Genomic DNA, 14442 nt, shown 5'->3' with positions numbered 1-14442 from the left:
TTGCCCGAATTATTTGACCGGCTTCTGATTTTTGAGGGCATGGGCGAGCTCACGCTCCAGACGGGCTTCTTCCTCCGCCTTCGGCTTGGTAAAACGTCCGAGCAGCAGATAGGCTATTGGCGTCACATAAAGCGTGGCAATACCGGCAAGACCCAAGCCGCCAACGATGACCCAGCCCAGTGACACGCGCGCCTCTGCCCCTGCTCCGCTTGCCAAAACCAGCGGCAGGCCGCCGAGAACCGAGCAGATCATGGTCATGCATACCGGACGCAGGCGAATATTCGCCGCCTCCTCTATGGCTTCGCGCACACCGAGGCCCTTGTCGCGCAACTGGTCTGCGAATTCGACAATCAGAATACCGTTTTTCGCCATGATGCCCACCAGCAAGACAAGGCCGATCTGGCTATAAACGTTGAGGCTCGTTCCGGTGAGGATCATCGCAAAGACCGCGCAACCCAGCCCCAGCGGCACAGTGGCCATGACGATCAACGCGCTGATAAAGCTTTCAAATTGTGCGGCCAGCACCAGCAGGATGATGACAATGGCGAAGCCGAAGACCAACAGAAGTCCGCTGGAGGTTTCACTGAGCGTTGCCGCTTCTGCAAGCGGGATAATGTAGCTGCCCGGAGGCAGCAGAGGCTCTGCTATCTGCAAAGCTGCGGCATAGGCATCGCCAAGCGCGAAATCGCTGTGCAGAGCGGTCGTGATGGCGACGGAGCGCTGGCGCTCCTCACGGTCCAGTTGCGGTGGGACCGCCTTTTCCACCACCGAGGCGATGGACGACATGGGCACATAGCGGCCATCGCCAGTCTTGAGGAAGATATTTTCCAGATCGGTCGGATCATTAATCGGGTTGGTGGTCGAGACAAGCTTCACATCGAAACTTCGATCACCCACATAAACTGAACCGATTTTGCGGCCATCCAGAACCGACTGCACCGCGTTGGCCAGTCCGGTAATATCAATGCCCAGATCCGAAGCGCGCACGCGGTCGATCTCGACGGAAAGCTGAGGCTGGGTTGGCTCGACCGACAGGCGCGGCTGCACGAAACGCGGATCTTTTTCCAGCGCCGCTATGATCGCTTCCGCCGCCGGTCCGATTTTGGCGTAATCATTGCCGAGAAGCGCGAATTGCAAGCCGTTGCCTGCACCGCGAATGCCAAGACTATTGGGCTGCATGGTGAAAATACGCACCGCCGCAATCCCGCGAACCCTCGCCGTTATATCAGCCATGATTTCCTGCTGGCTGCGGGTGCGTTCATTCCACGGGGCCAGTGTCAGGACCATGAAACCATTATTGGAGGAACCACGAGAACCAGCAATCGCATAAGTGGTGCGAACTTCGCCGCTGCCGCGTAGAGGCTGGATCGCTGCTTCGATCCGGTCGAGTTGCGATTGCAGGAAGTCAACGCTGATGCCCTGCGGGCCGTTGATGCGCAGAAGCGCCACCGCCCGGTCCTCCGTCGGCGTCAGTTCCTGCCGGATTAGGCCGTAACCGGCATAGGACGCAGCCGCAAAGAGGAGCGCCACCAGAACGACAATGAAGGGGGCAGAGAGGCATGCGTGCAGGCTCTTGCGATAAAAATTCGCTAGCCCTCGCCCTATGCGGCGCAGAAAGGCCGGGCCATGCCCCGCATCCGCATCGCCATTCCCTTCCTTAAGCAGGCGGGATGCCAGCATGGGGCAGAGCGTGAGGGCAACGATCGATGACAGCAGAATGGCGATTGCCAGCACGAAGCCAAACTCGCGAAATAGTCCGCCCGCCTGCCCCGGCAGGAAGGAGATCGGCACGAAAACCGCAGCCAGCGTCAGCGTGGTGGCTATAACGGCGAAGAAAACTTCCTGCGTGCCAAGGACTGCGGCTGCGCGCGGCCCCATACCCTGATTGCGGCGACGCACGATATTTTCAAGCACCACGATAGCGTCGTCGACCACGAGGCCGGTCGCCAGCACCAGCGCCAGCAATGTGAGGATATTGATCGAAAAGCCTACCAGATAGATCGCCGCAATCGTGCCGATCAGCGCGACCGGCATGGCCAGGGCAGGAATGAGCGTGGCGCGTGCATCCCACAGGAACATGAAGATGATCGCCACCACGATCAGCACCGAGGCGATCAGCGCAATCTCAACTTCATGGATCGCACCATTGATGAAATTGGCGTCGTCGCTGGTGACGGTGATATTCACGCCCGGCGGCAGTGTATTCTGCAAATTGTCGACCGCCGCGCGAATGCCTTGCGAAATATCGAGCGTGTTGGACTGGGCCTGCCGCACGATGCCGAGGCCGACCGCCGTCTTGCCGTTGGAGCGGACGGCGGAGCTTTCAATATCCGGCCCCAGCGTGACGGTTGCCACGTCGCGGATTTGCACATGATCCTTGATAAAGACATTCTCGAAGTCTTCGGGCTTTTCGAGATTGGCAGTGGCACGAACCACGATGGACTGATCGGCGCTGCGCAGAGAGCCGGCAGGCGCATCGAGCCCCATGGATGAAAGCGCATTAGAAATATCGGCAATGGTGAGGCCGTAACTGGCCAGGCGCGCGTGGTTGATGTCGATACGGAAAATTTTCTCGCGCTCGCCATTAATCTGCACATCCGCCACGCCCGGCACCGCCGAAAGAACATCCTCGATCTGATCCTCGACCAGAACCGTCATGTCATCCACCGACATAGTGTCGGACGTAACCGCGAGGCGCATCACAGGATCAGCGTTGGAATCGGCCTTGATGATACGCGACGGATCGGCCTCTTCGGGAACAGTGTTGGCGACACGGGAAATGGCGTCGCGCATATCGGCGGCGGCAACGTTGAGATCCACGCCATCGTTGAACTCGACGGTCACGCGGCTGCGCTCGAATGAGGAGCTGGACGAAATCGTCTTCACTCCCGAAACGCGGGCGACCGCATTTTCGAGCACCTGCGTAAGCTGGCGATCGATGGTTTCGGCGGAAGCGCCACTGAAATTGGTGCTAATCGTCACGACAGGCCGATCAACATCCGGCAATTCGCGAATATCGACGCCCGTGAAAGCAGCCAGACCCGCAACAATAATCAACACATTGATGACAAAGGCGAAAACCGGGCGCCGAATGAAAAGCGCCGTCGATCCGCCGCTATTATGTTCCGGTTGCGACTGGGGATTGCTCACGCTCTGTCCTCACCCTGCAACGCGGCTAGAGGCGGCGGGATCGGCAAGCACCGTCCCCTGCTCGTCCTGGACCCGCACCGGCGCATCGTCACGCACGGTCTGCACACCTTGCGTGACGATCAGATCGCCCTGCCTGACTGGCCCGTCGATCAATATATTGGTTGAATTGCGCTGCACAATACGGGCTGCGATCTTTCGGGCGACGCCGTCGTTGACCCGCCAGATAAAGGAGCCATCCGCACCCCACTGGATCGCCAGCGGATTGACGGATGGATAGCGCTCGCCAGGAAACAGGATCGTCACAGAAAAAGACATGCCGGCCCGCAGATGGTCCTGGTCGTTGGCGATCTGCGCACGCACATGCAGGGTGCGGCTGGCTTCATCCAGCATATTGTCGACCGCATTGATGACGCCTTGATAGGTCACGCCGGGAAAGGCCGTCGATACGGCACTCAGCGGCTGACCCACCTTAATCTGCGGCGCGAAACGTTCAGGCACCCAGATGTCGATCAGAACCGTGGAACGGTCGTCGATACGGGCGATGGGCGTCTGAGCGGTGATATAATTACCGGCATTGACAGGAAGAATGCCGACTGTGCCGGAAATAGGCGCGCGGACAGTGCGTCGGCTCAGGGCCAGTTGCGCATCTTGCAGTGCCAGACGGGCATTGGCCACGCCAAGCTCGGCCTCGACCGCCTGTACCTGGGTAGCGGTATTGGTCGCGCGCAAGCGCGCAATACGCGTACGCGTGGTTTCGGCATCCTGTAAGGCCGTTTCCGCCTTGGCGACTGCAATCGTCTCAGTCTGGCTATCCAGTTCGGCGATAGCATCACCTTCCTTGACCGCATCACCTGCCTTCACGAAGAGTTTCGTCATATAGCCGCTGGAATAGGGCGTGACGGAAACCGTGCGCAAAGCGCGCGCCGAACCGATTGCAGTGAGACGGTTGTTGATTGTCTCTTCGCCCGCGGGCTCCACGATCACCAGCGGCGCTGCTCTTTCCCCTGAAGATCCTTCTCCGGCATGGCGGGAAGCATCGTTTCCGGAGATTTCGGCTCCGCTATTCTTGTTGTCATAAACATACCAGCCACCAGCGGCGGCAAGAATAACGAGCAGGCACAGAGCGATCTGCTTCCAGGCTTTCATTCAACTCTCCGGCAAGGTCTGTCGCGTTACCCTCGAAAGACCTTGTTCTAAACCGTCCATATTCACTTTGGTCGCAGAAAATGCCAGTAAATATTATCAAAATGATAATTGTCCCGATAGAACGCAAATCATGCAGCCAAACAGGCAGAACAGGCTTTCCCGCTGACGATTTTGCACATGCGGTTTCGGCAGGTCGAGTTAAATTTCGGTAATGCAGGCAATTGTCTGACGTCCAAACAGCTTAACCAATGCAGCATGCCGGTTGGATTTATCGGATCGCTCCATATATAGAATCTGCATTTAAAGATTTGCACTGTGCAAGGCATACTGGAACGGGCAGCGTGACGACAGGGTCCAGTCCTGTCGATTTGGAACCAGACAATGGCGGCTATCGAAAAAAACATGGGCCAAGGTGAAGGCAGCGATAGCGCCACCGCCCTTGCGCCCATTGAGGCCCCCGCACAGGATGCGCAAACATCGGAAGGTCAATTTACGCGGCTTCGCTGGCGCAACCGACTTTCGAGCAAGCTTTTGCTTCTCATCGTTCTGGCCGTTCTTGTAGCCGAAATTCTGATCTTTGTTCCTTCCATCGCCAATATGCGCGTGCGCTGGATGGATTCGCGTCTGGATACCGTCGCAGCAGTCAGCGAAGTTCTGATCGCAAGCGGCAATATGGATATTCCCCGCGAGGTTCAGGACAAGGTGCTCGTCACGACCGGCACCAAGGCCATCGCCCTGCGCGAAGCGGGCGCCTCCCATCTGCTGGCGATGGCCGAAATGCCCGACGCTATCGACCAGGTGATCGATCTCGATAATACTAGCGAAGCGGCGGCCATCTGGGATGCCTTCGGAACATTATTCAATGGTGGTGACAGGATACTACGCATTTACGGCTCGATTCCACCGGCGGATTCCGGGCGCATCATTGAAATCGTCACATCCGATGCTCCCATGCGCCATGCCATGCTGGTTTATGCCCGCAATGTGGCTCTGATTTCGCTTCTCATATCGGTCATCGCGGCAAGCCTTGTCTATCTCATCATCCATGAGATGCTGCTGCGGCCCATCCGCATCATACATCGCAATATGATGGCTTTTGCTTCCGCGCCCGAAAACCCAACCCGGATTCTCATACCCGACAACCGCAAGGATGAATTCGGTATCGCACAGCATCAGATCTCCCATATGCAGAGCGACGTGCAACGCACATTGAAAGAACGAAAGCACCTCGCCGACCTTGGTTTGGCCGTATCCAAGATCAATCATGACATGCGCAATATTCTCGCGTCAGCGCAGTTATTGTCCGACCGGCTGGCGGACACCGAAGACCCCATGGTACAGCGCTTTGCGCCCAAACTCATCCATACGCTGAGCCGCGCTATCCGTTATTCGGAAAGTGTCATGGCTTATGGCCGTTCACAGGAAGCCCCACCCAGACCACGCCGCGTCCGTCTTCGCGCCATCGTTACGGAAGTTGAGGAAACACTCAATCTGGACAGAGACAGCGGCGTCGAATTCGAGAATCTGATTGGGGAAGATTTTGAGATCAATGTCGATTCGGAACAGCTTTTCCGCATACTGAGCAATCTGTGCCGTAATTCGGTGCAGGCAATGGGACGCAGCCCGGGCAACGATGGGGCCATCATCAAACGGCTCACCCTTTCAGCAGGACGGATCGGGACCACGACAATTATCGGTGTTGAGGATACCGGGCCGGGCCTGCCGCAAAAGGCGCGCGACCACCTCTTTACGGCCTTCAAGGGTTCCACGCGCAGCGATGGCACCGGGCTTGGCCTCGCCATAGCGCAGGAACTTGTACAGGCGCATGGCGGCACGATCGAATTGCGCGAGGATCGCCCGATTGGCGCACATTTCGAGATTCGCCTTCCCGATCTGCCAGATTGGCAGGAGAAGTGACGCTGGCTATCGGGCGTTTGGCCAAGCCGCAGGCCGGTAAAAACCGAAGATTGCAAAGAAAACTTCATATAAGCGCATTTTTTTCTCAGAAGGTGCTTGCATTTAATACCGGGTCCGATTATCAACCGCCTGCGCCGCAATGAGCGGTCACTAGGGCAAGCACCCGTAGCTCAGCTGGATAGAGCACCAGACTACGAATCTGGGGGTCAGAGGTTCGAATCCTTTCGGGTGCGCCATTCTTTCCAATTGTCAAATGACACTATATTTGGCCTTTTTGGCACTATGTTGTCCTTGGGTCAGGATTGCTGACGTTTCCCAACGGTCCAGCCGCATGACACATGCCTTCAGGTACGATTTTCGGTAATATTTAGGAGCGAAACGGCGGCCTTCGTATCGACTATCGCCGCTTATCATGCTGGTTGAGGCTGTCGCATGTTTCGGGCAGACCGTCCGAAAACACAGGCGCAAGCTGACCTTCGGATACAGTGTTCGTGTTTTCGGATAGTCTGTAAGATTTATGCGACAAGAGCCACCTATTGGCGAATGCTGCTCAAATCAATTTTCAATCCATCGTAGGCGGGGACGATTTGAGGGTATCCGCGATCCGCAAACCAAGCCTTCAAGACTGAATAGTCCATCTTCTCGTCCATATGAGTGAGAAAAACTTGCTTGGGGTTGAATTGGTCGACATGCTTCAGGACGGTTTCAGGGTCGCCATGCGATTCCGACTCTTTCCAATAGTCGCAATCCAGAATCCAAGTGTCGATTCCCGCCAGAAATCGCCAGCTCTCCTTCGGAAATGACTTCACATCCGAGCTATAGACAAAGTTGGCGATCCTGACGCCCAAGCTGTCCGATCCACCATGATGTTGCGAGAATGGGAGCATCTCGATGCCGTTTGCTTCGATGGTTTCAAAAGCGCGTATACGATGCCAGAAAATCCGGTATTGCTTGTTCTCTCCGAAACCGACGATGCTGGTGGAGCCCTTCGTTTCCTCGTTGAAAAACAGATAGGGAAACATGCCACGAACGAAGGATAGGCATCGTTCATCGGCATAAATGTTCAGGTCGCGCTTAAGGACTTCCTCCATATAGTACGGAAGCTCACCGATCCCCGCGATATGATCCCAATGGCCATGGGTTATCAAGATAGCATCGGGAATAACCTTCGCCCTCGACGTTTGCAGCCGAAAATCCGGCCCAATGTCGATCATCAAGGATTGGCCATTCTGCTCAACCTGAATTGACGGCCTCATCCTTTCGTTTTTGGGGTTGGTTGGATCACACAAACCCCAGACACCACCAGCCAGAGGAACGCCATATGTGGCACCGCACCCTAAAATTGTAACTTTCGTCAATAGATTTAGCCCCAATGTGCGGGCCTCCTTTTTCGCAAAACCCCGGAATTTGCAACGTCGCCAGCGTCAGGCAGACTGTCCTAAAACTTGCGACACTTAAAAATATGATAGGCAAAACATCTTGGCAAAAAAGGCAACTTAACTGCAACTGACAAAATTTGACCCCATGATTCTCAATGGGTTATACTGAGACCAGAGGCCACTAAGTTGCCTTTGGGGCAAGATTGCTGACTGTTCCAGCCGCATGTGTCCGGAAACGCAAGCTTGAGTACCCGTGGCAACCATCATGTCGGCCATTCTTTGGCTTGATCGCACTGCCACATATGGCATTGATCACTGGACAAAATGTGTTGCGGATTTCGGGTGAGCAAATTGCAACACCTTGAAAATCAAGTGTTTCCTATTTTCCATCGGGCCTGCTGTTCAACTCAGGCGGTTTGGGAGACAGGGTCAGGCCCGGAATCGCTGGCGATATTCCCCCGGTGATAGTCCAACAATCCGAACGAAGATTTTACTAAACGCGCCGGGATCAGAATACCCGACCTCCCACGCGATCCGTTCGATCGGGGAGTGGCCGAATTGCAGTAGCTCCTGAGCCTTGGAGACCCGAAGGCGTTGAGCGTAGTCGGTGGCGGTCATGCCCGTGGCTTTCTGGAAGCGACGCAGGAAGGTGCGTTCTTCCAGTCCTGCCTGTTCGGCTAGGATCGCAAGCCGTGCTTCTTTGCCTCCATTCGCCTGAAGAAAATGCTGGGCTTTAATGATTGCTGCGTCCCCATGGGTCAGCCGGGGAGCGAACCCGCTGTAATAGCGTTGCTCTCGTCCCGGTGGATCAATCAGCAGCATACGTGCGGTCCGTGCCATTACCACAGGACCAAGAAAACGCTCCACCAGCTTCAAGCCGAGATCGGTCCACGCCATTAGTCCGCCCACCGAGATGATATCACCACCGTCGATAATCAGCCGATCTGTATCGAGCGCCACATCAGGGAAGCGGTTGCGGAAAGCATCGGCAGAACCCCAGTGGGTTGTAATCGTTCGTCCGGCGAGAAGCCCAGTTTCCGCCAGAAGGAACGCCCCGGCGCAGACGGAAGCCAGTACCGAACCCTCGCCATGACGTGCGCGCAGCCAGCGCGCAAGCGGTGCGGCAATCTCAACGGATATTGGTGGTTCCAGCGAAGGCGGCAAGATCAGCACGTCGCAAGAGTCTGCGTCCTCCCCGGTTGCATCGGGATCGCTATCGAACACAACAACGGGCTCTTCATCGCCCTCGATCCGCAAATGCCGCACCAGCAGACGTGGAGTAGCGGGATCGGCATTATCAGCCATCCGGCAAGCGACCTTGAACAGATCGGTCAGTCCCAGCACCGCCGATGTCTGCGCGCCAGGGTAAAGCAGGATTCCTATCCGCACATATGCCATTGTCGATATTGCCCATGATTATGTCGATTTCGCCAGTTGCGACAACACTCGCCTGAAACGATATTCAGCGCAAGCAACAACTAACTCTGAAAGGATTTTTCGACATGTCGAAGCGCGCTATTCTGGTCGTTGATCTCCAAAATGAATATTGGCCATCGGGCAACCTCCCGCTCCATGGCATCGACGCCGCCGCCACTAATGCCGCCCGCGTTATGGCTCATGCCCGAGCGAAAGGTGATCTGGTCGTTAACATTCGCCACGAGATGCCCGGAGCGCCATTCTTCGTGCCCGGCAGCGACGGTGCCAAGATCAATCAAGCCGTGCTGCCGAAGAATGATGAGCCCATCATCACCAAGCACTTCCCTAACTCCTTCCGCGAAACCGGGTTGAGCGATCTGCTCAAGGAAAAGGGCGTTGAGGACGTCGTGGTCGTCGGCGCGATGAGCCATATGTGCGTCGATGCAACGGTGCGCGCAGCCAACGATCTGGGCTACAAAACCACAACGATTCACGATGCCTGCGCAACGCTTGATCTGAACTTCGACGGTGTCACCACTCCAGCGGCACAGGTGCACGCGGCGCTGATGGCAGCGCTTTCCTTTGGCTATGGCGAAGTGATCTCCACCGACGCCTTCCTCGCTCGCTAACGGCCTGTTCGGGAGAAGACTATCATGACCACACGCAGAGAGCTTTTTGCCCTATCGGGTGCTGCGCTTGTCGCCAGCGCCTTTCCGGCAGGCGCGCAGGTTACCGCCACGCCGCAGGGCAGTGTGAAAATCACACAGATACGCAACGCAACGCTCCATATCGCCTATGGCGGCGTTCGCTTTCTTGTCGATCCGATGCTTTCGGACCGTCACGCCTGGCCGGGTTTTGAAGGCTCGGTGAACAGCGAGGAGCGCAATCCCCTTGTGCGTCTTCCGATAACGAAGGAAGAAATCATCGACGTGGACGCGGTGATTGTCACCCATCTGCACGAAGACCATTGGGATGAAGAAGCGCGCAAGGTTCTGCCGAGGGCGCTGCCGATTTTCGCGCAGAATGATGCGGATGCTGCAACCATCCGGGGACAGGGGTTCTCCGATGTGCGCGTGCTTTCGGACACGTCCAGCTTCAAGGGTGTACAGCTCATCAAGACGGACGGTCGTCACGGGACCGAGGCGCACTACGCCAAGATCGGCGATGTTCTGGGCGAAGCTTGCGGTGTCGTGTTCAGGACGGCCGGACTAAAGACCATCTATCTGGCTGGCGACACGATCTGGCACGAGCGGGTGGCGGCAGCTCTGAAAACATATCGTCCAGATGTGGCTATCCTGAACACCGGCTATGCGATGACCGCCGGGATTGAGGGCGGCATCATCATGGGAACGCAAGACGTGCTTTCGGTCCACAAGGCCGCCCCTGAAACCCTCCTGATCGGCAGCCACATGGAAGCGGTGAATCACTGCACTGTGAGCCGCGCTGACCTTCGGGCTTTCGCCCGTGCCAACGGTTTCGCCGACAAGCTGCGCACTCCTGGCGATGGGGAAACCCTTATCGTCTAAGGCAACGCGTATTCTCCTTGGGCCACCACGATACTGTGGTGGCTCGCCCTGAGCCTTCCCCGCAACGATTTCTCCGCCCTGTCCACGCCGCAACGAATACCCGGCGGTCGAGACAATCTCACCAAGGTTTGCTTGTCGTAGCCGCCCACCACGATGGTGATCTTATCAACCACACCGGTGATCAGGGTCCGGTGGCTTCAACGAGATAGAACGGCGCAACGCTCATCATATTGAACAAAGCGAACAGATTCCGATAATCGAGGCTGGTGAATCCGTGCAATACTGCCTACATACTGATTACGTATCTTCAGTTTGGATGCATCAAAGACAGGGCCAATGGAATGACTGATCTCGGATCGAATTACACGCTCAAAATTCTCAGTGTAACGGTAGATCAACCGTCAAATCTGGCACAATTAAGCGTAAATTATCAGGGAATGCGCGCGCCGGGAACGGTTGTCCAACCGCTGGAAAGTGTTGATCTCGCGGGCCTGATGAAGGGATGCGAGGCGATAGCGCAGCGCATATTTCACGACGAATGGCGTCTGAACAACGCTGTTGAGCTGACTTTCACCCTTGCGGATGAAAACGGGCTTGCGCTCTGGCACACCCACCCCACGCTTTATCTGAAATGCCCACTCACGATGTCCATGAAATGGTCGTGCCTGCATCTGAGCGATATCTTCAAGACCATGACGACCCTCGGCATTATCGAGCTGCCCGACAGGTCGCCACTGGACGGAACCAGCATCGATGCCGACAAGACGGCAAAAGTTATCATGGACGCCATGGCGAATGGTGTGGAATTCATGGGCAACATCATGTTGATGCGCGGCGATATCGATCACGATTCTGCCAAGCGCGGCGTTGCCCCCGTCAATCTGCATCAATGATGGTGCGTTCCCGGCAGGCATCGCCGCCGGGAGCACAATCCTATCTCATTTCAAGGATTTGAACCGGCACAGCGCGCGCGACAAAGCCTCTTTCGTGATGGCGATATCCGCGTCCGTATGAGCCGCCGAAAGATACATCAAGCCGCGCGGCAGTGGATTCAGGCCGTTGAGTACGCAGGCTTCCGTCAGCTTCAGTATTTCCTTTTTGTCGGCCTTGCCAAGATCGCCGATATTGTCCAGCTTGCGGACGCCAGCAAAAAGCTGGATCGCAGAACCGATGCGATTGGCACACAGGTCCAGATCCAGTGCCTTCACTTCAGTGGTGAAATGCGACTGGATCGCTTCGGCCTGGGCGTCCATGCGCGGATAGATTTCCGCATGATGGGCCTGCAAATATTCGACACAGGCAATCGCGGCGCCAACCGAGAGCGGATTGCCGTTGAACGTGCCGCGATGCAGCACTCGCCCATCAATCAGCGGCGCCATGACAGCGCGATTGCCGGTCACGGCGCTGATCGGCAAGCCGGCACCAAGCGCCTTGCCCAGAACGGCGATATCGGGGGTGACACCATAACTGGCCTGCGCGCCACCAAGTCCCAGCCGGAAACCGGAAATTACCTCGTCGAAAATCAGCACGACGCCATGTTTGCACGTCAGGTCGCGAACGCTTTGCAGGAAACCAGCAGGGGGCGTAAAACAACCCGCATTGATGGCCGTCGCTTCCAGAATAACGGCTGCAAACTCATCCGAAAGCACCTGTTCCAGCGCAGCCGCATCGCCCCAGTCGACGAGCGTGACATTGGCCGTTGCCTGTTGATCCTGCCCCGACGAGCTCGGCCCGTCATTGCCGGGATTATTGGCAACGTGGATATTGTCGAACCAGCCGTGATAATTGGCGCGGAATTTGACGATGCGCGTGCGCCCGGTCGCTGCGCGTGCGATGCGCAGCGCAAGCTGCACCGCCTCGGTGCCACTGCTCAGGAACGAGGTGATCTCGGCGCAGGGCACTGCTTCGCTGATCAGTTCCGCCAGTCGACCCTCGCCCGCATGGACGCTCGCCGTGCGAAAACCCTTGTCGATTTCTTCCTTCAACCTTTCGACTACCGGCGCCGGACTATGGCCCAGCACCAGCGGCCCATATCCCAGCGTATAATCGATGTAATCATTGCCATCGACGTCGGTGACAATCGCATCGCGTGCGCTTGCGATCACCAGTGGCACGGGCAATTGTGATGCGCGCGGCGTGGACGAAACGCCGTTGGCCAGATATCTGGACGCGTAATCGCGATATTGCACCGAGCCGGAAAAGGCAGAAGCGGAAAGGGGGGCGGCAAGAGGGCTCATGGCAGTTATTCTTTCAGGTCTTGATTGGCTGGGATCGTTCACGAACGGACGTTCCGTCAGTGCTCCCCGGCCCAGAAAACAATACGGCGCTTGGCAATACCGACGATGGAATGCATAGTCATGCCGATGGTCGCCAGTACGACCAGCACGGCGAACATGCCGGCAATATTGAACTGCTCGTTGAATTGCAGGATCATCTTGCCGAGGCCCTGCTGCGCACCGACGAATTCGGCAACAATAGCGCCGACCAGCGCGAAGACCACGCCGAGGCCAAGCCCCGCGAACACATAAGGCATGGAGTTGGGAACCCGCACTTTCATCAGAATCTGGAAGCGATTGGCGCCGAAAGCCTTGAGCATCTGGATTTCGTCGCGGCCCGAAGCCTGAAGTCCGGCGATCACATTGACCAACATCGGGAAGAAGGCAATCAGGGCGGCCATGATGACTTTCGAGGCGAGGCCATAGCCGAACCATTGCAGGAAGATCGGTGCCAGCGCGACGCTCGGTATGGTCTGGAAGGCGACGATATAGGGCATGAGGCTGAGATCGAGGATGCGCACCTGCGAGATGAGCACGCCCAGCACAACCGCAATCGCGATGCCAAGCAGGTAGCCCATCAGCACCTCATACATAGTGACCTTGAAATTGACCCAGAAAATACCGCTGCCGAGCAGCGACCAGAGCTGTCCGCCAACGACCGAGGGCGCAGGCAGCACGAAGGCGGGCGTTTCGGTCGCCCAAACGTAGAACTCCCAGCCACCCGTCACTAGAAAGAAGACAAGGACGACCAATACGGTCTGCAGGAGTTTGGAGCTTTCGGTATGCATCGGAATATCTCCCGAATAAGGATATGTCTGGACGGGTTGTCAGATCAGTCGATCATGGAACTGTCGTTGAAGTGGCTGCGGATGCGCGCCAGCACGTCACCCGCCTGCGACAGGTCGCCGAGCTTGCGCTCGCGCGGCAGCGTCACCGGGATCACCTCGCTGATGCGGCCCGGACGCGGACTCATCACCACTACGCGGTCGGCGAGGAATACCGCCTCCGGGATGGAGTGGGTGACGAAGATCACCGTCTTACGGCTCTTCATCCATATACGCTGGAGTTCAGCATTGAGGAATTCGCGCGTCATGGCGTCGAGCGCACCGAACGGCTCATCCATCAAGAGGACTTTCGGATCGCGCACCAGCGCGCGGCAGATGCCCGCACGCTGGCGCATACCGCCCGAAAGCTCGCGCGGATACTTGTTTTCAAATCCCTTGAGACCGATCATCGCCATCAGGTCGAGCGCGCGCTCGGTGTAGACCTTGCGGTCCAGATGCATCAGCTCTGCCGGGAGCAGGATATTTTCCAGAATGGTTCGCCATGGTAGAAGCGTCGGTTCCTGGAACACGACCCCGACTTCGGGAGACGGCTTGACGATCGCCTTGTCGCCAAGACGCACCTCACCGCCGAAACGGCCCTCAAGCCCTGCCAGAATCTTGAGAAGCGTGGTCTTGCCGCAGCCGGACGGACCGACCAGAGCAATAAATTCACCGTCGAGAATATCCAGATGGACCTTATCGAGCGCTACGGTGACGTCACCGGTGCGCGTGTGATACTGCTTGGTCAGACCATTGATCCGGATGAGTGGCGTGGAGAGACTATCCATCGTCATGTCTTTCAGTCGGG

General features: G+C 56.9%; 11 protein-coding genes and 1 tRNA gene. 5 read left to right on the top strand and 7 right to left on the bottom strand.

Annotated elements, in window-relative coordinates; translation table 11 throughout:
- Positions 1-9: 9 nt before the first annotated feature.
- Both KUG47_RS02710 and KUG47_RS02705 read right to left on the bottom strand, forming a co-directional pair.
- Positions 10-3150 carry an efflux RND transporter permease subunit gene (locus tag KUG47_RS02710; RefSeq protein ID WP_217676401.1) on the bottom strand — a complete coding sequence of 1047 codons (3141 nt, stop codon included), beginning with the start codon at positions 3148-3150 and terminating at the stop codon, positions 10-12.
- Positions 3151-3159: 9 nt separating this feature from the next.
- On the bottom strand, positions 3160-4296 hold the full coding sequence (locus tag KUG47_RS02705; protein ID WP_217676400.1) for an efflux RND transporter periplasmic adaptor subunit: 1137 nt from the start codon (positions 4294-4296) through the stop codon (positions 3160-3162).
- A 381-nt stretch (positions 4297-4677) separates the two neighbouring features.
- On the opposite strand from KUG47_RS02705, the gene KUG47_RS02700 reads away from it, so the two are divergent.
- Positions 4678-6213, top strand: coding sequence for a sensor histidine kinase (locus KUG47_RS02700; protein WP_340162774.1), 1536 nt, complete (start codon positions 4678-4680; stop codon positions 6211-6213).
- 159 nt (positions 6214-6372) lie between these two features.
- Positions 6373-6449 (top strand) — tRNA-Arg (locus KUG47_RS02695).
- Positions 6450-6746: 297 nt separating this feature from the next.
- On the opposite strand, the gene KUG47_RS02690 is transcribed toward KUG47_RS02695, so the two are convergent.
- Positions 6747-7469 (bottom strand): MBL fold metallo-hydrolase, encoded by a 723-nt coding sequence (locus tag KUG47_RS02690; protein WP_256448751.1) that lies wholly within the window; start codon positions 7467-7469, stop codon positions 6747-6749.
- Positions 7470-8021: 552 nt separating this feature from the next.
- The gene (locus KUG47_RS02685) at positions 8022-8990 is read right to left on the bottom strand and encodes a GlxA family transcriptional regulator (protein ID WP_217676398.1); all 969 of its coding nucleotides are present in this window, start codon (positions 8988-8990) and stop codon (positions 8022-8024) included.
- Positions 8991-9094: 104 nt separating this feature from the next.
- Here KUG47_RS02685 and KUG47_RS02680 point away from each other — a divergent pair, with 104 nt between their 5' ends.
- From KUG47_RS02680 to KUG47_RS02670, 3 genes are all read left to right on the top strand, one after another.
- A complete protein-coding gene (locus tag KUG47_RS02680; protein ID WP_217676397.1) occupies positions 9095-9637 on the top strand; it encodes a cysteine hydrolase family protein in 543 nt (180 codons plus the stop codon).
- Positions 9638-9661: 24 nt separating this feature from the next.
- Positions 9662-10534: an MBL fold metallo-hydrolase gene (locus tag KUG47_RS02675; protein ID WP_217676396.1), complete on the top strand. Its 873-nt coding sequence runs from the start codon at positions 9662-9664 to the stop codon at positions 10532-10534.
- Between the two features lie 341 nt (positions 10535-10875).
- On the top strand, positions 10876-11427 hold the full coding sequence (locus KUG47_RS02670; protein ID WP_217676395.1) for a hypothetical protein: 552 nt from the start codon (positions 10876-10878) through the stop codon (positions 11425-11427).
- 45 nt (positions 11428-11472) lie between these two features.
- Here the strand turns inward: KUG47_RS02670 and KUG47_RS02665 are convergent, their stop codons facing one another.
- From KUG47_RS02665 to KUG47_RS02655, 3 genes are read right to left on the bottom strand one after another with little or no spacing between them, the layout of a single operon-like run.
- Positions 11473-12771, bottom strand: coding sequence for an aspartate aminotransferase family protein (locus KUG47_RS02665; protein WP_217676394.1), 1299 nt, complete (start codon positions 12769-12771; stop codon positions 11473-11475).
- Positions 12772-12827: 56 nt separating this feature from the next.
- The gene (locus KUG47_RS02660) at positions 12828-13598 is read right to left on the bottom strand and encodes an ABC transporter permease (RefSeq protein WP_217676393.1); all 771 of its coding nucleotides are present in this window, start codon (positions 13596-13598) and stop codon (positions 12828-12830) included.
- 44 nt (positions 13599-13642) lie between these two features.
- The gene (locus KUG47_RS02655) at positions 13643-14428 is read right to left on the bottom strand and encodes an ABC transporter ATP-binding protein (protein WP_340162773.1); all 786 of its coding nucleotides are present in this window, start codon (positions 14426-14428) and stop codon (positions 13643-13645) included.
- Between the last annotated feature and the right edge of the window lie 14 nt (positions 14429-14442).

Source organism: Falsochrobactrum tianjinense (assembly GCF_019100495.1).
Taxonomy (GTDB): Bacteria; Pseudomonadota; Alphaproteobacteria; order Rhizobiales; family Rhizobiaceae; genus Brucella; species Brucella tianjinense.
This window is presented reverse-complemented; position numbering and strand designations above follow the sequence as displayed.